This is a genomic window from Cronobacter sp. HA18006 (assembly GCF_011605445.1).
GTDB classification, from domain to species: domain Bacteria; phylum Pseudomonadota; class Gammaproteobacteria; order Enterobacterales; family Enterobacteriaceae; genus Cronobacter; species Cronobacter sakazakii.
In genome coordinates, this window is the sequence record NZ_JAANQB010000003.1 from 1 (window position 1) to 17,107 (window position 17,107).

Annotated in this window: 19 protein-coding genes and 3 pseudogenes; 13 read left to right on the forward strand and 9 right to left on the reverse strand. The window is 50.6% G+C overall.

Annotation, left to right across the window (positions count from 1 at the left end):
* Together G9X48_RS00825 and G9X48_RS00830 are read left to right on the forward strand one after the other, a co-directional pair.
* Positions 1-75: pseudogene (locus G9X48_RS00825) on the forward strand (IS6 family transposase); the annotation flags it as partial.
* 30 nt (positions 76-105) lie between these two features.
* Positions 106-705: pseudogene (locus G9X48_RS00830) on the forward strand (fumarylacetoacetate hydrolase family protein); the annotation flags it as partial.
* A 250-nt stretch (positions 706-955) separates the two neighbouring features.
* On the opposite strand, the gene G9X48_RS00835 reads toward G9X48_RS00830, so the two are convergent.
* The gene (locus G9X48_RS00835; RefSeq protein ID WP_007871810.1) at positions 956-1,843 is read right to left on the reverse strand and encodes an NAD(P)/FAD-dependent oxidoreductase; all 888 of its coding nucleotides are present in this window, start codon (positions 1,841-1,843) and stop codon (positions 956-958) included.
* 135 nt (positions 1,844-1,978) lie between these two features.
* Here G9X48_RS00835 and G9X48_RS00840 point away from each other — a divergent pair, with 135 nt between their 5' ends.
* A complete protein-coding gene (locus G9X48_RS00840; RefSeq protein ID WP_007871808.1) occupies positions 1,979-2,407 on the forward strand; it encodes an Rrf2 family transcriptional regulator in 429 nt (142 codons plus the stop codon).
* A 91-nt stretch (positions 2,408-2,498) separates the two neighbouring features.
* On the opposite strand, the pseudogene istB reads toward G9X48_RS00840, so the two are convergent.
* A pseudogene (istB, locus tag G9X48_RS00845) lies at positions 2,499-2,759 on the reverse strand (IS21-like element ISEc10 family helper ATPase IstB); the annotation flags it as partial.
* 188 nt (positions 2,760-2,947) lie between these two features.
* Here istB and G9X48_RS00850 point away from each other — a divergent pair.
* The 4 genes from G9X48_RS00850 (at position 2,948) to G9X48_RS00865 (ending at position 6,408) form a co-directional block, all read left to right on the forward strand.
* Positions 2,948-3,652 carry an IS6-like element IS26 family transposase gene (locus G9X48_RS00850; RefSeq protein WP_001067855.1) on the forward strand — a complete coding sequence of 235 codons (705 nt, stop codon included), beginning with the start codon at positions 2,948-2,950 and terminating at the stop codon, positions 3,650-3,652.
* Between the two features lie 355 nt (positions 3,653-4,007).
* The gene (locus tag G9X48_RS00855) at positions 4,008-4,634 is read left to right on the forward strand and encodes a ParA family plasmid-partitioning AAA ATPase (protein ID WP_044593555.1); all 627 of its coding nucleotides are present in this window, start codon (positions 4,008-4,010) and stop codon (positions 4,632-4,634) included.
* Positions 4,631-4,927, forward strand: a complete 297-nt coding sequence (locus tag G9X48_RS00860) for a hypothetical protein (RefSeq protein ID WP_044593554.1) — start codon at positions 4,631-4,633, stop codon at positions 4,925-4,927. The genes G9X48_RS00855 and G9X48_RS00860 overlap by 4 nt, the downstream gene beginning before the upstream one ends.
* Before the next feature lie 104 nt (positions 4,928-5,031).
* Entirely contained in the window at positions 5,032-6,408 is a 1,377-nt protein-coding gene (locus G9X48_RS00865) for a hypothetical protein (protein ID WP_054622642.1), read from the forward strand.
* A gap of 46 nt (positions 6,409-6,454) precedes the next feature.
* On the opposite strand, the gene G9X48_RS00870 is transcribed toward G9X48_RS00865, so the two are convergent.
* From G9X48_RS00870 to G9X48_RS00890, 5 genes are all read right to left on the reverse strand, one after another.
* A complete protein-coding gene (locus tag G9X48_RS00870; RefSeq protein ID WP_044595214.1) occupies positions 6,455-7,222 on the reverse strand; it encodes a site-specific integrase in 768 nt (255 codons plus the stop codon).
* Positions 7,223-7,313: 91 nt separating this feature from the next.
* Complete coding sequence (locus G9X48_RS00875; protein WP_007853335.1) at positions 7,314-7,727, reverse strand: hypothetical protein; 414 nt, start codon at positions 7,725-7,727, stop codon at positions 7,314-7,316.
* 130 nt (positions 7,728-7,857) lie between these two features.
* Positions 7,858-8,202, reverse strand: coding sequence for a hypothetical protein (locus tag G9X48_RS00880; protein ID WP_044593967.1), 345 nt, complete (start codon positions 8,200-8,202; stop codon positions 7,858-7,860).
* Between the two features lie 93 nt (positions 8,203-8,295).
* On the reverse strand, positions 8,296-8,652 hold the full coding sequence (locus G9X48_RS00885; RefSeq protein ID WP_044593552.1) for a hypothetical protein: 357 nt from the start codon (positions 8,650-8,652) through the stop codon (positions 8,296-8,298).
* A 79-nt stretch (positions 8,653-8,731) separates the two neighbouring features.
* Positions 8,732-9,055 (reverse strand): hypothetical protein, encoded by a 324-nt coding sequence (locus G9X48_RS00890; protein ID WP_133052149.1) that lies wholly within the window; start codon positions 9,053-9,055, stop codon positions 8,732-8,734.
* 518 nt (positions 9,056-9,573) lie between these two features.
* Here G9X48_RS00890 and vapB point away from each other — a divergent pair.
* A complete protein-coding gene (gene vapB, locus G9X48_RS00895) occupies positions 9,574-9,804 on the forward strand; it encodes a type II toxin-antitoxin system VapB family antitoxin (RefSeq protein WP_007853351.1) in 231 nt (76 codons plus the stop codon).
* Positions 9,801-10,217, forward strand: a complete 417-nt coding sequence (locus G9X48_RS00900; protein WP_044266737.1) for a type II toxin-antitoxin system VapC family toxin — start codon at positions 9,801-9,803, stop codon at positions 10,215-10,217. The genes vapB and G9X48_RS00900 overlap by 4 nt, the downstream gene beginning before the upstream one ends.
* A 158-nt stretch (positions 10,218-10,375) precedes the next feature.
* Here G9X48_RS00900 and G9X48_RS00905 read toward each other — a convergent pair whose 3' ends face one another.
* Complete coding sequence (locus G9X48_RS00905) at positions 10,376-12,514, reverse strand: AAA family ATPase (protein ID WP_007853352.1); 2,139 nt, start codon at positions 12,512-12,514, stop codon at positions 10,376-10,378.
* Between the two features lie 354 nt (positions 12,515-12,868).
* Between G9X48_RS00905 and G9X48_RS00910 the strand changes: the two genes are divergently transcribed.
* Both G9X48_RS00910 and G9X48_RS00915 read left to right on the forward strand, forming a co-directional pair.
* Positions 12,869-13,450, forward strand: coding sequence for a hypothetical protein (locus G9X48_RS00910; RefSeq protein WP_007873049.1), 582 nt, complete (start codon positions 12,869-12,871; stop codon positions 13,448-13,450).
* A 149-nt stretch (positions 13,451-13,599) separates the two neighbouring features.
* Positions 13,600-14,628 (forward strand): Abi family protein, encoded by a 1,029-nt coding sequence (locus tag G9X48_RS00915; protein WP_007853356.1) that lies wholly within the window; start codon positions 13,600-13,602, stop codon positions 14,626-14,628.
* Positions 14,629-14,956: 328 nt separating this feature from the next.
* On the opposite strand, the gene G9X48_RS00920 is transcribed toward G9X48_RS00915, so the two are convergent.
* Positions 14,957-15,553, reverse strand: a complete 597-nt coding sequence (locus G9X48_RS00920) for a hypothetical protein (RefSeq protein WP_044593639.1) — start codon at positions 15,551-15,553, stop codon at positions 14,957-14,959.
* Positions 15,554-15,666: 113 nt separating this feature from the next.
* Between G9X48_RS00920 and G9X48_RS00925 the strand changes: the two genes are divergently transcribed.
* Together G9X48_RS00925 and G9X48_RS00930 are read left to right on the forward strand one after the other, a co-directional pair.
* Complete coding sequence (locus G9X48_RS00925) at positions 15,667-16,494, forward strand: hypothetical protein (protein ID WP_007853358.1); 828 nt, start codon at positions 15,667-15,669, stop codon at positions 16,492-16,494.
* Between the two features lie 77 nt (positions 16,495-16,571).
* Positions 16,572-17,069: a hypothetical protein gene (locus tag G9X48_RS00930; RefSeq protein WP_007853360.1), complete on the forward strand. Its 498-nt coding sequence runs from the start codon at positions 16,572-16,574 to the stop codon at positions 17,067-17,069.
* Positions 17,070-17,107: the final 38 nt, after the last annotated feature.

Consider the following 17,107-nt stretch of genomic DNA (forward strand, 5'->3'; position numbering starts at 1 on the left):
GGCCAGGCCTCAGCATTTTATTATGGTGATCCCCTGGGCGAAATGCGCCTGGTAAGCAGAGTTTTTGAAATGTAAGGCCTTTGAATAAGACAAAAGGCTGCCTCATCGCTAACTTTGCAACAGTGCCCGCCGACGTTGTTTGTCCGTTTCCCTGATTCGCTAACGGCACACAGCGCAGAGCTGTGCAAACCGGAAAGCAGTAATGAATTTGATTATGAAGGTGAGCTGGCGGTGATTATGGGCAAGCACGCCAGTAATGTAAGCTGCGATAACGCGCTGCAATATGTGGCAGGTTATAGCTGTTTTATGGATGGTTCTGTGCGGGATATGCAGTACACCTGGTTTACGTCAGGAAAAAACTGGCAGAGAACTGGCGCATTTGGCCCCTGGATGGTCACCCGCGATGAGATTGAAAACCCGCAGACGCTATCCATCAACACCTGGTTGAACGGGCAACGGGTGCAGCATGATTCCACGCAAAATATGGTGCGTTCGGTTGCGGAGCTGATTGCTTATATTTCCCGCTTCAGCCCGCTCAACCCAGGGGATGTGATTATCACCGGTTCACCCGGCGGTGTGGGTAAAAAAAGAACCCCACCGTTATTTATGCAGGAGGGTGACACTATCGAAGTTGAAATCAGCGGGATAGGTCGTTTATCTAATCGCGTAGCGGGTTTGAGAATGATTGAGTCACTTCATTCGTAGTCACCGTTAAGTTGGTACTACTATCAGCATTGTGACGAACTCACGTTAACTCAGAAGGGCGTGAGTTCGCCGTTTGTAACAGCAAAGTTGCAATGTCCGCACTCCCTCTGGGCTAAGTTAAGATGTCCATCGTGTATAATCAACAGGAAGATTTCCATGACGGCACACGCAGCGGCGTTTTTCACTTTGGATGAAGAATGCGTATCTGCTAGCCCTTGTCCGCACCCTGCTCCATTAACTGCCCTCGCTTTCAGCGAAATATCAGAGACTGATGAGCGGCGGTGCCTGCGCGCGCGCCGTCGCCGACGGCAATGGCCACGTTACCTGCGGCAACCGCCGCATCCCCGCAGGCAAATACACCGGGAACGTTCGTTTCGCGCATAGTATCCACCTTAATAAACTCTCCGGTTGCCCCTGCTTCCAGCTCACATCCGAGCTGAACGGCTAAAGGAGAACTCAGGCGTGTCCTGGGCTGAATAAACAGCCCGGCAAGCCTGATGATTCGCCCGCTAGCGAGGGTTATATCAGCCTGATCTTCCCCGATGGACAAAACCGGCTCGGCTTCTACCGTTACGCCACGTTGGGCCAGCTGGGCGAGTTGCGCGGCATCCGGTGTGTAGGCCTCATTGAGGAGCAGTGTGGTTGGCCCCCAGTCCGGCAGCATCAGCGCCTGATGGATAGCCAGCGGTGATGACGCCAGCACGCCGATCATTCCGCCGTTCAGTTCATACCCGTGGCAATAGGGACAGTGAAAAATCTTCTTTCCCCACAGCGCGGTCAGTCCAGGGATGGCCGGCAGCTCATCCTTCACCCCCGTTGCCAGAATCAGGCGCCGAGCCGCAAACGACAGCCCGGATCCGACAGAGATGGCATAGCCCTCTTGCTCCGCTTTTGCATGGATGGCGGTGTCCGTCACCCATTCGACCGTGGGATAGGCCATCAGCTGCTCGCGCGCCTTGCTGGCTATCGCGCCGGGATTCACTCCGTCCTGCCCCAGAAAGCCGTGCGAGCTGTCAGCAAAGCGATTGCGGCGTTGCCCTGCATCAATGATCAAAATCTGCCGGCGCGCCCGTGCGAGCTGCAGACCTGCGGAAATACCGGCGTAGCTGCCACCGACGATAATCGTGTCATAAACCATCTTGCACTCCTGAAATCTACAATGGCCGAGTGAGTTAGAAACAACATAAGTTACTTGATGATGGGGTGTCAATACTCTCGTAACTTATACTGTTTCGAGTTATACTCATCGACAGTTCTTCAGGAAGCGATAGACATGAGAAATGACACCCGTCTCTCCCGCATGTTGCACGTATTGATCCACATGTCCCGGCATGACCGGCCCGCCACGTCGGATAACATCGCGGAGATGCTTAATACCAACCCAGTGGTGGTGAGGCGCACCATGGCGCTGCTGAAAGAAAAGGGCTATGTGCGTTCGGAAAAAGGCCATCGGGGTGGCTGGACGCTAGCGAAGCCGCTGGCGGATATCACCTTACTGGACATTCATAAGGCGCTGGGCTCCTCTTCACTGTTCGCGATCGGCTTGTCGACCGATCATCCGGAGTGCCTGGTTGAGCAGACGGTGAACGCCGCGTTAACCGAAGCGCTCGACGCGGCGCAGTCGTTGCTGTTGAAACGACTCGAAAACGTCACCCTGGCAGAGTTAGCCAGCGATTTTGAATTCCGCTATATGACGCGTTAAGTGTGCCTGTGGGAGCGGGCTGAGGGTATTAGACGTCAACTAGTTTTGCCGACTGGTGCCAACTATGCTGGCCGCATCCTTTAGTGCGGCGTTAAGCCGCGCTGGTTACTGCCTTTGCCGTCTTTTTCCTGTAACTTTCTCCATTCAGTTCGAACATATATCCGTGATGGATCAACCGGTCTGCAGCGGCCACCGCCATTGTCTCATCCACGAAGATGCTGCCCCACGTGCTGAACGGATGGTTACTGGTGATCACCAGGCTCCCGCGTTCGTACCGATGCGCGATTAACTCGAACAGCACGCCCGTTTCAGCGTTGTCGCGTTTGACATAACCAAGGTCATCCACCACTATGGGGTCAGTTTGGATATCGAAAATTATTGTACTATAAGGACTTCCCCGGCATGTCAAAGCCGGTATTTATGGTTTCTGTCTGCTCTTCAGTAAAAATAAAGGGGAGAGACTGCGGTACTATAAACGGCACTGTTGCAAATAGTCGGTGGTGATAAACTTATCATCCCCTTTTGCTGATGGAGCTGCACATGAACCCATTCAAAGGCCGGCATTTTCAGCGTGACATCATTCTGTGGGCCGTACGCTGGTACTGCAAATACGGCATCAGTTACCGTGAGCTGCAGGAGATGCTGGCTGAACGCGGAGTGAATGTCGATCACTCCACGATTTACCGCTGGGTTCAGCGTTATGCGCCTGAAATGGAAAAACGGCTGCGCTGGTACTGGCGTAACCCTTCCGATCTTTGCCCGTGGCACATGGATGAAACCTACGTGAAGGTCAATGGCCGCTGGGCGTATCTGTACCGGGCCGTCGACAGCCGGGGCCGCACTGTCGATTTTTATCTCTCCTCCCGTCGTAACAGCAAAGCTGCATACCGGTTTCTGGGTAAAATCCTCAACAACGTGAAGAAGTGGCAGATCCCGCGATTCATCAACACGGATAAAGCGCCCGCCTATGGTCGCGCGCTTGCTCTGCTCAAACGCGAAGGCCGGTGCCCGTCTGACGTTGAACACCGACAGATTAAGTACCGGAACAACGTGATTGAATGCGATCATGGCAAACTGAAACGGATAATCGGCGCCACGCTGGGATTTAAATCCATGAAGACGGCTTACGCCACCATCAAAGGTATTGAGGTGATGCGTGCACTACGCAAAGGCCAGGCCTCAGCATTTTATTATGGTGATCCCCTGGGCGAAATGCGCCTGGTAAGCAGAGTTTTTGAAATGTAAGGCCTTTGAATAAGACAAAAGGCTGCCTCATCGCTAACTTTGCAACAGTGCCCCTTTCTCAGGGCAATTTGTCACACATTCTTGTGCTGTGAAAGACGAGCTTGAGGGCTGTTTGTCACGTTTGCCGAACCTAAGGGCACTTTGTCACGTTTCTGGCCTCTTTCTATTCACTGAGGGTAAATTGTCATGTTTATCTCTATGCCTTCCTTCTCTACTGCAAGATGTTATGATACCAACATAACATCTTATTAATATAACAAGATAACTTGATGTTAACCTGTTAGGTTGTTATTTTATTAATTGTTTGGTTATCATCTTCTTATCTTGAATCCTTATTGTACGGATGGAGCAAAAAATGATTATTGTTCTCGGTAGCCAGAAAGGTGGCGTTGGCAAAAGTACGTTAGCGGTTTCTATCGCTTCGTACCTTATGAGCTTGGGTAAGAGCGTTATCATTGTTGACGCAGATGATCAGCGTTCAGTTTTGACCTGGTACAACAGTCGTCCTGAGTCTCTACCGCATATCCCGGTTACCGGAGCTACGGGTAATATCAAAGCTATGCTTAAAGAACACGCCAAAACTTATGACTTCGTGATAGCTGATTGCGCTGGCCGTGATAGTTCTGAAATGCGTAGTGGTCTTATGGCTGCTGATGTTTTTATATCTCCCTTACGTCCATCGCAAATGGATCTCGATGTAGTTCCCCATACTTGTAAAGTTTTCTCAGCAGCGAAAGATTTCAATGAGTCTGTCCGGGGCTACCTAGTCCTTAACATGACGCCAACTAACATGTTTGTAAATGAAGCAAATCAGGCTGCTGAAGTACTGGCCGAATTCCCTGAAATGTCTCTGGCTACCACCCGCGTTTGTGACCGAAAGGCACATCGAGACGCCTGGGCAGAGTCTATGACGATTTTTGAAACGGGCAACGAGAAGGCTAAAGAAGAAATTGAGAATCTCGTTAAAGAGGTAATCCTGTGAGAAACCGAGCTCAAACCCCCGTCCGTGATGAAAATGCGTTTATTAATGCGGGCACTGCTACCGCTTCTAGCACCCCGTCTAAAGAAATAAAGAAAACCTCCAAGGCTAAACCGGTCAGCATATCTCTGTCTGAAGAAAACTTAGCTTTGATTGACAGCTACATCGCCAGTGAAGCATCGAAAGGGAGTGTACGTGTTAACCGCTCCGACGTAGTGCGCGCTGCCATAATGGGCCTTGAACAGTTATCTTCCGAGGAGATTTCCTTACTCATCAGTCAAGCTAAGCTGCAATGAGTTTTGCTATCTTATTAAGATAACAAGATAACCTGTTGTTATGATGTTCGGTTGTTATCTTGTTAAATCATCTGCTTCATGGTTCGCTTTGAAAGGAGCTGATAATGCAACTGGTTCACAAATATACCCGTCGCCTGAAAAGGAAACTTACCGACAGTGAAGCTGAGGCGGTAGAGAATGTTTTTGGATTCGGTGTAAGGCTAAGCGCATCAGAAGAGATTCATCGGATAGCGCTTCAGGTCTTTTGGGAAGCCCACAATGAAGATTTATGGCTTCAGTGCAGCTGCAATGCACCACATTGTCCTGAGCTTACCCCAGTACACAATACTGAATTCAACTCACTTTATTTCCGTAACATAAATCGCGATGCTGAGCACAGCAACATTTGTCCCCTTAAGGGACATAAAAGTGATGGTATTGAAAGAACCGAGAGTGGTGCCCGGAAAAAGGCTGCGCTTAAGAAGATTTCTTATGCCAGCCTTCTCCCGAGGGATTCTCGGCTTGCTAAGCCTGCTGCGGAGCCTGGCGAAGACGATGATGAAAAAAGGCCATTAAGAAGCCGTAAACGCATTCCTCGGCTGGCAAGGTTACTACTGTCACTGATTGGAGATGCTCAACTTCATGTGCTTTCGCTGCCATTTGATTATCCGGCTAAAACTTCAAAACTAAAAGCCAGACTCAACCAGCTTCAAGCGGTACTCGATACTACGCAATTCATGCGTGGCCACTATTTGTCAGAAGTCATTACTCTCAAACCGTGGATGACTGACAGACAGATTGACACGATGATGCGAAATTTAGAGGATGCACAATGGCTCGTCGGACGGGAACGTCAGTTATGGATGATCTTCACCTCTGAGAAAGTGACGGAGGAAGCCGCTGTATTTTCCGTGCAATTCAAAGGGGATGACCATCCCAAAGAATACGAATTTAAGCCAACTAAGCGCTTCAAAATTAACGGAGAAGCAGGGGCTGGCAGGCGGCCGCCTTACTGGGTGATTGTCCGATTTGAAAGGAATAAGCTAACCCAAAAGGTTGAATGCCGGGATGGATACGCACATGCAATGTTTGATCCCAGCTATCCTGTGCCGGTTGATAGTGAACTTGAGAGGGAAACACTAAGAACGATTAACTATACGGCTGAGTGGGTTAACAAGAAAAAAATTGAGGGCTTTTCGATGCATGTGGAGAAGCCGGTATGCGATCAGGAAGTAACAGACCCGCTAAGCAACGAAAAAGGCTATGTGCTTCCCGATTTCCTCATAACAGCCCAACAGGAACAGCATCCGGACAGAATTATCGTTGTTGAAACAATGGGGTCCACTGATGCGGAATACGTGGCAAGGAAAGCTGAGCAGCACCATCTTATGAAGCAAATTGGAGAACTTATTACTGATCCACTAAACTGGCAACGAGAATCGAAAATTACATTCGACCGTTGTCTTTTTAAATATCTTCTTCCACCCAGTTACAGGAAATAACTCAGAGGGCCGCATATGCGCGGCCTTCATGCGTTTGGATGGCGCCTTAGAATTTTTTTAACATCGCCAGCGCGTCTTGTTCCGGCATCAGAAACTGTACCCGGTGACGGGCGGCCACATCGAGAGCAAACACCTTCGTGTATACCTCCGTCGAGCTCACCGACTTATGCCCCATCAGGCTCTGCAGTACCTTCAGCGGAATGCCAGCGTACAGCATGTGCATGGCATACGAGTGCCGGAACGTGTGCGGTGTTACCGGCACCGAGAACGTGACACCATCATCGGCAGCAGCATCAACGGCCTCGTTAATCCATGTGCGCACGGTGCGGTCAGTGATTTCCCAGATGCGCGCTTTTTCGGTTCTGCCTGTGCGCTTATTACGGCGCTCCAGCGGAATTTTCAGGGTGGCCACCATCATCTGCAGCTGGCTGACGTAATGCTGATCTGACAGTGGCACCAGGCGATGCGCCTGGCTGCCGGCCGGTGCCCGACCTGCCGTCCGCGCAGCTTTCTCCGCGCGCTGTTTAAGGGTTGCCAGCTGAACGAAAGGCAGGGATGACGTCAGCGAGAAATCACTCCGGGTAAGCGCCAGCGCCTCGTTAATGCGCGCGCCGGTGTTCCAGAGGGTTGCCAGCAGCATCTTGCGGTGCAGATCCGGCACATAGTGGAGCAGGGCGCTGACCTCCGGTGCCAGCAGGTATTTCGGCAGTTCATCCTGAACGAGCGCCATCTGACGCAGCGCCAGCGCGGCCGGATAATCGATGGCAACGGGTAACGATACTGCCTGCGACGACAGGGCAGGATAGTTGTTCATGGTCACGTGGTTAAAATCCTGATGGTTACTGAAGGCAGATATTGCAGGAATGAAAGCCGCCAACCGGAATGCGGCGGCTCTGGATTAAATCTCAGTGGGCCTGCCACGGCGACAGGTCGGGCAGCGAGCCCACGACCCTGTATTTGCCAGGATATTGCAGCTGGCTACCTGCGCGCGTCCATACCGTCACCACAAAGTCTCCACCCTGCTCATCCTCCGGCAGCGGCCGATCAGACTGCTCCAGAAGCATGTGTACCACGAACGGCGCATCGCTGCCGTCTTCAAACAGCAGTTCCAGCGCGGCACGGCCATCAAGCTTACCTTTGCTGATAATGACGTACTGCGCGCCGCGCATCTCTTTCAGGAGCGCTTCAGAGGCATACGGAACCAGTAAGCGCGCGGCGCCGGCATTCCAGCTCAGAAAAAGATACCCGGCTCTGGCCTGCTCAGTCTGCCAGTAGTCCGTATGTTTAATGGCCTGTCCTTCATTCACAATAGTGATCATAACTAAAGCTCCTTTTTTGACCTCAGCGAGCGATATCTGCGCTGTGTTGCGCCCCGAGTTAATGTGCATGGCGATACGTTTTCTCACCATCCAGGAACAGCTACGGGCAATTGTTCATCCCGTTATTCCCTTATTTGCCAAACGGCATATCATCAAACAACATCACATGACGGGTGTGCTTTCCCTTGAAAATGCGCCGCATCATTGGCGTGAAATCCGCAGGCTCCCAGCCATAGGGCCACGTATAGTAGATTCCGGCGTGCAGCGTGTTATCTGGTCGCTCAGGGCCAGCGACGATACGCCTGAGCTCCCTGCTCAGTGCCTCACCGCGCAGGCCGTACTGCCCGAGGTAGCGGCGCAGCCGCGTTCTAGGCATCCGCGGATCGGATTTCACGTTAGTATTAACATCCATAAACTGCGTAACGTTGATGATATTACTGCCGTACTTTCTCATGGTGCTGAAGGCGGTGACCATCATGTCCTTTTCTGACTGCGGGTCGTCATTGGTTCTGTTCATCTGGTTTCCTGTTAACTGGCTTAAAGGGGACCCGATAAGTCTTGCTAGTTTTCACAGCTGTCCCGCTGAAGATGCTTTCGCGATCTCATCCACAGCTTTTGGGACAGAAAAGGACCATTTCTGTTCTGGTGAAAACTGCACCCAGTAACACAGCTGTGAGCCATAGTTCTGGTTGGTATGACGGGGTTCATAGTCCACGCTGAAGGCGTAAATTTCCCGGTTACTTAGTTCCCATTTTGTAAGTTCACAATAGCGTGTGTAGAGCTCAGTGAGTTCCTCAAATAACTGCCCATCACGAACAATGCCTGACTTTTTCACGGCCTCTCGCTGACTCATAAAATGGTCCACAGCGGCTTTTTTGGATTTGAATTCCCTGCCGCCAATCCTTACAGGTATTGAACGTCCCACTCTTAACTCCTTACTTGTCACGCTGCATTGTTGAGAAATCCCGCCTGCAATGAACCCAGAGGTGCGGTTGCGGTCACGATCACAGACGCTTCGCACATTCCGCAGGGGAGGTGCACTGTGTCTTGGTCCTCATTTTAAGTATCTGCTTTTCGATGCGTGCTACCACTGGGGCCAGGTCAATCGAATTCATTGTGTCACGGGTCTTCCGGGGGGGAATGACAAGATGCCATTCACAGAGCTGATCATCCCACTCTGCGACCTCATCACCATGCTCGTTAATAATAAGGTGGTAGTCATTTCCTTCGGCATCAATTGACCGGCGATATCTTGCTTCGTGGTTATTCAACAGAATCAGAAACACGATTCTCAATAGATGTTCTTCACTACTGATGATTTCAACCATAGCCTTGCCCTTAAGGTAAACATTCAAATTATCCCGCGCTGAAATCATCACCGGCCGTCGTAGTCTCTTTGCGTTCGCATTATCACTCACTGATATATTAAGCACTCAAATAGTAATCAAAGTTAATGTAACATATATAAATTACCGGACGGCCGTTCTTGTATGATCCGATTTTTTCCGTATTTACGCTTTTCCGGAAGTGTACCACGTTCATTATCTTAACGCTGCGGCGGTATCTGCGGCTGCGCGCCGCGTCACGGAACGGGGGATAACACAACATATGGATTAAAAGGCAGCTGACGGAGTGGCATATCTTGTGTTTCCGGGCGTCTGCCCGGCGGGGCGGTGTGCGCAGATCCGCCTCTTCCTTTTTTCGGATCTGACCGGAAAAAGAGAGAAGAAAGAATATGTAAAGCATATCCATATGCCTGGCATCTGCATATGCTATATCTATACATATGCTTTACATCTGCCTATACTGAACATATGCATAAAGGCCGGTCGGCCAGGAGGAAATAATGAGAACCGTATCCATTTTTAAAAACGGCAATAACCGCGCCATTCGTCTGCCCCGCGATCTGGATTTTGAGGGAGTGAGCGAGCTGGAGATCGTCCGGGAAGGGGACAGCATCATTCTGCGTCCCGTCCGGCCGACCTGGGGCTCATTCGCGCAGCTCGAAAAAGCTGACCCGGACTTTATGGCGGAGCGCGAGGACGTTGTCAGCGACGAAGGACGGGTTAACCTGTGAACAGGATCTATATGCTCGACACGAACATCTGCTCGTTCATCATGCGCGAGCAGCCGGAAGCCGTCCTGAAGCGCCTTGAGCAGGCGGTGCTGCGCGGCCACCGTATCGTGGTTTCGGCCATTACCTACTCCGAGATGCGCTTCGGTGCCACCGGCCCGAAGGCCTCGCCCCGACACGTGCAGCTGGTTGACGCGTTCTGCACCCGCCTCGATGCCATCCTGCCCTGGGACCGCGCCGCGGTGGATGCGACCACGGAGATAAAGGTGGCGCTGCGCCTCGCCGGGACGCCGATAGGCGCGAACGACACGGCGATCGCCGGGCACGCCATCGCCGCCGGCGCGGTGCTGGTGACGAATAATGTGCGGGAGTTTGAGCGGGTGCCGGGCCTGGTACTCGAAGACTGGGTGAAGTAAGCCACTCTTTTCAACGTCAGGAGGTAAGGGCTCCACTAAAACAGCCCGTATACGGGCTGTTTTAGTGGATATCTACAGCAAGCTGTCCTGTCTTCAAAGAGCAGACTATCAGGGAGTGAAGGCCTCTCTTCCGGAACTATGGCGGTAATAGCAGTGGATCAGGCGGTACGGGCAACCGAGCTCTGGTTTGCTGCCGGTGGCAGGGCGATGAGCTTGTCACATTCCATAATCACGTACTCCGGGATGAGATCGAATCTGGACGGATCCAGCTGACAGATGAACTCATTTTCAATGTGGTACGTTTCGTTAACGAATTTTCGTATTACCGGATGGTCCTGATCCATTTCCAGTAAACGGAATACCTGCAGTTTTTCATAGCCGTTACGACAGCGACGGTACAGATTTTTTATTTCATCCGTGCTGCTGACGAGAGCCTGAAGTCGCGGGTAATCAAAGCTGTCCACATACTCCCGGATATCCCGCCGGGCCTGCTGAATTTTCTCTGGCACCATTTCGGGGTAGCCCGTGCCCGCAGCGGCAGGCTCGCGATGATCCAGCGGGACGACGCGTCGATGGAACAGGTTGGACAGGAGCTGATAAGCATCGCCACGTTCGTCAACGATTTCAAAGTAGCGGCGAAGATAGATAAGCTTAATGATTTCCTCACAGTCTGCTGACGCGGTTATGGATTTGCAAATCTGCATGAACGTCATGATATCGCCGTCGCTAACGGGTAACTCCTCTATAACTCCGGCAGACAGGCGCAGGCAGGAGGCGGTCACCAGATTACTGAACAGCTTTCTGACTGACTTCAGCGTGTCAATCACAGGCTCCACGTCATGCGTCAGCATGAGTACAGTCCGGTTCTTCAGGCATTCACCGCTTGCGCGTCTGAACAGCATTTCGAGAATGGCGAACTTCTTGTTTTTGTCAAAAGAGGAGATGGGATCATCAAGGATAATCAGGCCCGGATTTTTTGACAGGCATTCATACATGAACAACACAATCGCAAAGGCGTTCCGTTCTCCATAGCTGAGATGCTGGCTGCCGCCGCTGACGTACCCGTCAAAATCCATGTGTCGTAGCCTGAGTTTTCTCTGCTCCCCCTCACCGGCAATATCCACCCTGTATTTATAGCCGGCATAGGTGAGAAAATTATTGATGTTTGTTTTGTGCTGTGCGATCAGCCGGACCATGCTGTCCCGGTGCCGGTTAATCCTTCCCTGCAACGGTCCGGCCAGGTTTATCAGGTCCTGAAGGGCCGCGTTCAGCCTGTCGGTGATCCCCTGCGTGAGTTCGCATTGCAGATCGGGGAAGAACTGCAGGTCAATCAGCCTGGCAGTGAGCACCTCCCGAACGTTCTGCTGTTCCTGCAGGCTGAAAACATTCAGGCCTCTCAGCGCAGTGAGCTTCTCTGTCAGCGTGTCGGTCTGGCGTTTCAGCGCCACCAGGTACTCGATATGTTCGGCTTCCGGACCATTCTGAAGCAGGGTGATGGCCAGGAGGCGTTCTCTGGCGTCCTCCGTCAGGTAATTACCGAGATTTTCCACCAGTCTGATGATAGCGGTCAGGTTCTTAATGGTGGATTTATCGTATTCCTCGCTGACCTTGCGGATTTGCCCTTCCTTTTCCCTGATATCACCGGTACAGAACGGACAGCAGCCATCTGAAAGGGGGGAGAACTCGAGTCCCTTTGTCTGCCAGTCAATCCATTCCACGCGACGTTCACTGCGGATGTAGGGTTGATAGTTCTCAAGACCAACCGGAATGTGGTGTATTTTATTTCCGCCTGACAGTCCTCTCATGCCGGTTGAAGAACGTGAAATCCCGGAACTGGTTGATTTGAAAGCATTGCTGAGTTCCTGCAGATGGTCTATCAGCGAGTTCAGCTCGGCGTGATCCGTGAAAACCGCCCGGATCGTTTGCGTCATCTCTTCTATTTCACGCTCTCTTTCCGCATGGGCTTCATTGCGGATAAGAATATTAAAGCTGTCATTGATGAGCTCGTCCGGCTGGAACGTAAACTGACCAACGTACTCCTCGTTAAAGCACATCACGTCCCCAATCCCTTCAGCACCAATGACAATGGGCCCGGCGTTATCGGGGTTATCTCCGCGCAGCCGGAAGGGCATCAGTGCCTGCAGTCCCTGAGTGTCGTCCCGCGCCGCACAGCTTATGGCCCGTGACAGCGTGCTTTTGCCGGTACCATTTGGCGCAAACTTTATGTTCAGTTTATCGGCCGTAAGGGTGATACGGGCTCGTACGATGTTATTGCAGTGGCGTATTTCAATGTCCATTTGTCTGTCCTTTGCCAGTTATTCAGGGGGACTTCATATCCTGCCGCAATATGTGCCCACATGCCGTGATGCAGATACATAATACGTTTCGTTTGTACCATAGTTTTCACCCCTCCGAGGTGTTCATACCAGGAACAAGGATTGAGTCGATCCGACTTTGCCTTTTTTCGGATCTGTGTGCTGCCAATAATGCACATGGTTTACAAATGATTAAATATTACATCATTAGCGCCACATTCTATTTTTTGATGCAGTAATTGCAATATGAATTCAAATGTAATAATTTGTCGCTATAGCCATTACATTAAAAGCACATGATTGATTTTGAATTTTTCAAAATCTCTGGAGTTCAAAATGACTGACCAGAATGAAGATACTGAGAAAGGATTCACACGCACGCTGACCGTGCGGAACATGCCAATTGATGTTGATATTGAAATCACAGAACAGGCGAGGGCGGCTGGTAAATCAAAAAGCGATTTTGTAAAAGAGTTCCTCTCAGCGTCCTTCGGGGATCTGATCGGTAACTTTATGCGCGGAAATGGTCTCGTGGCGCTGATGGATAAAGATGTGGCCAAAATGATGAATGCAGGTCTTGCCGATTACTGGTATGACAGCGCACAGACGCTGGCTGAGAACCGTGCCTGGTGTCGGTTGCTGGGAATTTATAAAGAAGAAGATCTGCAGCAGATCATGCGTAACGGTGTTCCCCTGCTTGAACTGCGGGCCGCACAGCTGCCTGACATCACGCATATACCGCATGGCACGTCACTGGCGTTTGCACTTTTCATTGAGGCAGCTCGTCGTGATTTACCGACGCTAATCAAAGTGCATAACGAACTGTTCTTCCTGCAGAAAGAGGAAGATTTTCTGAGCATGGTCGACCAGATACGGGAAGCGCTGCGCCTGCCGCGCCTGGAACGGCCAGCTTTCTGACGCTCTGAAACGAGAAAAGCCATCCCGAGGGATGGCTTTTCCAGACTACTTTTTCCGCGTGAGACCTCTGAAAGAGGCGACTCCGCCTTGATGAACTAATTACGCCATAAAGTGACGGCGTCGTCAATAGTATTTTCAGGACTTCATTCATGACTGCACAACACTACATCACAACAGAAAGACTGGATATATACAGAAAGCACCTTAAAGTTAAACCCGCTCAGGTTATGGCTGCTTATCACTGGAACAAAGCGCTTGCTGGCGCGTTGCTTCCCGCTATGCAGTGCCTTGAGGTAACGCTTCGCAATGCGATTAACACCGCGATCCAGACTTTCCCGCCTGCGGGAGCTAAAGGTTTGTGGGAGACCAACACAAACTGGGTGACCAGTCTTCCGAAATATATGGGTGATAACAGAATCAATTCTTCGGAACGCTACAAACGAGCCAGAAATAGTAAAGAACGTCAGGATGCTGCTGGCTATCTACTGGATAAATGGAGCAACAGGATACTGGCGAGAACATTGAATGAAGAAAATCTGGTAGCTCAAGCCAAAATCCAGATTAGTAAGGAAGGTAAAAAACCAACCCCTGACAGGATCATCGCCGGACTAACTTTTGGTTTCTGGACCACGTTGTTGACGCTCCCCTATGAAGATCCCCACGGGGACCGGTTACTCTGGCCTACATTGACCTCACATGTATTTCCGAATGCCCCGGCAGGGTACACACGCGCAGATATTTGTGCCGCATTTTTTCAAATAAAGGAGCTGAGAAACCGTCTGTCGCATCATGAAGCGGTGTGGAAATTCCACCAAAGAAATCCCGCGACTGGAAAAACGGATTACTCAAAACCTGTATACGGTACACAAGCCAGCTGCAGTCTGCTGAGGAAACATTACGACGACATCCTGGATATGATCGGCTGGATGAGTCCCGACCGAAAAACGAATTTTCTGAGCCACTCGGCTAACCTGAGATTCTATGCCTTGTGCTCAGTGGACGGTCTTAACAGCTATATTGCCCCTGAAAAAATTAAAGCTCAGATAAAAATTTCACGTGGCGGTAAAGGAATCAACAAATTAATTAAAGTTCTTGAAAAAAATGAATTCATACGGATTGTAAAGGATGGTCAGACGGTACTCACCATCGGCTCAGATAATTCTATCTGCATTCCCTGAATGAAGTTGATTTCCTATAACGCAGCGGCGATGGGTTACCCGTATTTTACCAGAGAAACGGGGTAGTTGACGCGGAGCAGGGAAGACCTTTGGTGGTTCTTACCTGCTCTGCATTCTGCGAATGATGTCCATCACCATCTGATAGTGTACGAAGGGGCTTGGCGCCAGACGAATTCCTTCCGACCAGCACTCATCTGAAAATTCCAGTGCCTCGCTGCCAGTAAGCTGTGATGGTTCCCGGGTTAACAGCATGCGGGATACGACTTCATGATGTCTCTTGTTCATTGACTGCGCTCCATATAAGAAAGTGTTGCGCCAGATTATGGCGTCACGACGATCGCGCGGAGCAACCCTGCGTCCATTCAACAGCCAGTCGGGACTCAATGCTGACCACATCATCCGGCAAAGCCAGAAAATAAAAACAGGGGCTTCCCGATCGCTTCAGGACTTCATAGCGGTGATTGCCTTCCCCCCAGAAAAATCCTCCGGCTTCATGGATGCACAGATGACCAGGAGACACAGGCCATCCCTTTGCAATGTGAATTATTGCCCTCGAAAGCTTACGGATATCAAGGTTCCACACGTTGTCAGAGCTGTGACGAAAATCCGGATGCAGCAGCGGCTCCAGATCTGAAAAGAGCGCTCTGCCCAGGACCAGAACGTCTGGCCTGAAATGTTCACAGTCTATGGGCTGCAGTATCCTTTTATCTGGAGCAGAAAATGTGTGCTCTCGTCCCTGAACAGACAGGTCCCAGTTGATTTGGGTCTGCCCTGTTGATGGCCATTCGTCTGGATGCAGGAAGCACACGGTCTCTGTTTCTGCGTCGGAGAGAAGGAACCGGATTTCATCCTGCTCATCAGTGAACAGCGCGTTCAGAGCGGCGGCCCATGCTGCGGAAGTAAGTGCATTTTCATTATCAGACATCGGCAGGGTACCCCGTCCTTTCCTAAACCACAAATTACCGAAAAACAGTAAGAAAAGCTTGAGTGATTACCGATAAACGGTAATATTAAATCTTCTCAACAGGAGATTGTGCAATGCATTATGAATTTGCCGTGGAGTCTTATGTCTCTTTTCATGAAAAGTTTGGTGAAAAGGCCGATTTCCTCTTCATCAAAAACTGGTGTCTTGAGCCTGAAATGCTGGCGTTTGCTATGAATCACTGCGACCCGGAGATCGGTAATATCTGTAACACGATTACCGGTATGACGGGATATCAGAAACCAACTGACAAGCAACGGAACGCTATTGCGCTCGCAATGCTCTCCGGTCGCTCCGCCAGTGATATTCTCATCAGCATTTATGGCAAAAAGGTCATTCCCCTCCTGAATGACATGCAACGCATTGATGATTCAGACGATGTCGCAGAAGAGCTATTTAAACACGGTATTCGTCTCAGCAATAAGCGCATTGCGTTCGGCCTTATGAATGAATTCGTAACGGAATATCAGGAAATTCCGCAGGGTAATACCTACCGGGCCTCAGTACAGGTAATTGCTCTGCTGGAAAATATTATGAATGATTATGATGCCTACGCGAAGGCGCGCATCATGGGTGGAATGGTTGGCGGGGAACTGATTGCTCTGACTGCCGCTGAGATGAAGAAAGTCGGGCTGCTGGAGCATGATATGCTTATTTTCAGCAGTGAAGCGATGGAGCTGGAACGTTATATTAAACTTCATTATAACGGCAGCCATAAAGATTTTGCCGAAGCGATGGGCGTGGCCCCCAGTAAAGTCAGTGAATGGAAAAAGCTTGGCTGGATTGCTTACAAAGGGCGTTTATGGAGTTCTAAAAGAACCCTGGCCAGTAACGACAGTGTTACGAATTACCAGCTGCCAGGTAACGAAGGCAAAAGAAGTTAATAAATTTAATTTTATCCTGAATGACAGGCCCTTTACTGCCATTGACGTCAGGACATTAAGTCAAAAGGTATACGTTAATGAGTATTAAACTCACGGAAACGCGGATTAACACGCTACTCTCCACCCTAAATGACCTTATCTGTGAGGAAGGGTTACTGACGCGGGAACAGCGCGAAAATATGGTGATGACCGTAGCCACCATTGGCGGTCTTAACGAGCGGATACGTCAGGCGGCGGCAGAAAAAGAAGCACGCAAACAGGCGAAGTCCGAAAAACCGCCCAAAAAACCGCGCGAACCCGACCTGGTGTTTCCGCGTAGCGGAAAGCCCTGGGCCAGTGAAGATCTCGATTTGATACACGGCATCATCGATGGCATCCCTGATGAAGAGATCGATAACCAGGTGCTGTGGCTGTCAGAGAAGCAGGGCCGAACCCCTTACGCCATCGCACTGAAAATTGTGAGTGAAGGCCGTCTGGATGAAGAGTGGGCAAAGCGCTGGCAGCCTGCCGCGAAAGAAATCCGCGAAAAACATGCACAGCAGCTGGAAAAAGTACAAACGTATCAGGAGAGCTGATGCGTGTGCTGCGCGACGTCTCGCGCATTGGAATATGA

Bases quoted from the DNA above. Each gene is read 5' to 3' on its own strand.
- G9X48_RS00905 (WP_007853352.1), bottom strand. From the start codon at position 12,514: ATGGACATTGAAATACGCCACTGCAATAACATCGTACGAGCCCGTATC.
- vapB (WP_007853351.1), top strand. From the start codon at position 9,574: ATGAGAACCGTATCCATTTTTAAAAACGGCAATAACCGCGCCATTCGT.
- G9X48_RS00930 (WP_007853360.1), top strand. From the start codon at position 16,572: ATGAGTATTAAACTCACGGAAACGCGGATTAACACGCTACTCTCCACC.
- G9X48_RS00910 (WP_007873049.1), top strand. From the start codon at position 12,869: ATGACTGACCAGAATGAAGATACTGAGAAAGGATTCACACGCACGCTG.
- G9X48_RS00855 (WP_044593555.1), top strand. From the start codon at position 4,008: ATGATTATTGTTCTCGGTAGCCAGAAAGGTGGCGTTGGCAAAAGTACG.
- G9X48_RS00880 (WP_044593967.1), bottom strand. From the start codon at position 8,202: ATGGTCACCGCCTTCAGCACCATGAGAAAGTACGGCAGTAATATCATC.
- G9X48_RS00835 (WP_007871810.1), bottom strand. From the start codon at position 1,843: ATGGTTTATGACACGATTATCGTCGGTGGCAGCTACGCCGGTATTTCC.
- G9X48_RS00915 (WP_007853356.1), top strand. From the start codon at position 13,600: ATGACTGCACAACACTACATCACAACAGAAAGACTGGATATATACAGA.
- G9X48_RS00850 (WP_001067855.1), top strand. From the start codon at position 2,948: ATGAACCCATTCAAAGGCCGGCATTTTCAGCGTGACATCATTCTGTGG.
- G9X48_RS00865 (WP_054622642.1), top strand. From the start codon at position 5,032: ATGCAACTGGTTCACAAATATACCCGTCGCCTGAAAAGGAAACTTACC.
- G9X48_RS00890 (WP_133052149.1), bottom strand. From the start codon at position 9,055: ATGGTTGAAATCATCAGTAGTGAAGAACATCTATTGAGAATCGTGTTT.
- G9X48_RS00920 (WP_044593639.1), bottom strand. From the start codon at position 15,553: ATGTCTGATAATGAAAATGCACTTACTTCCGCAGCATGGGCCGCCGCT.
- G9X48_RS00840 (WP_007871808.1), top strand. From the start codon at position 1,979: ATGAGAAATGACACCCGTCTCTCCCGCATGTTGCACGTATTGATCCAC.
- G9X48_RS00875 (WP_007853335.1), bottom strand. From the start codon at position 7,727: ATGATCACTATTGTGAATGAAGGACAGGCCATTAAACATACGGACTAC.
- G9X48_RS00870 (WP_044595214.1), bottom strand. From the start codon at position 7,222: ATGAACAACTATCCTGCCCTGTCGTCGCAGGCAGTATCGTTACCCGTT.
- G9X48_RS00925 (WP_007853358.1), top strand. From the start codon at position 15,667: ATGCATTATGAATTTGCCGTGGAGTCTTATGTCTCTTTTCATGAAAAG.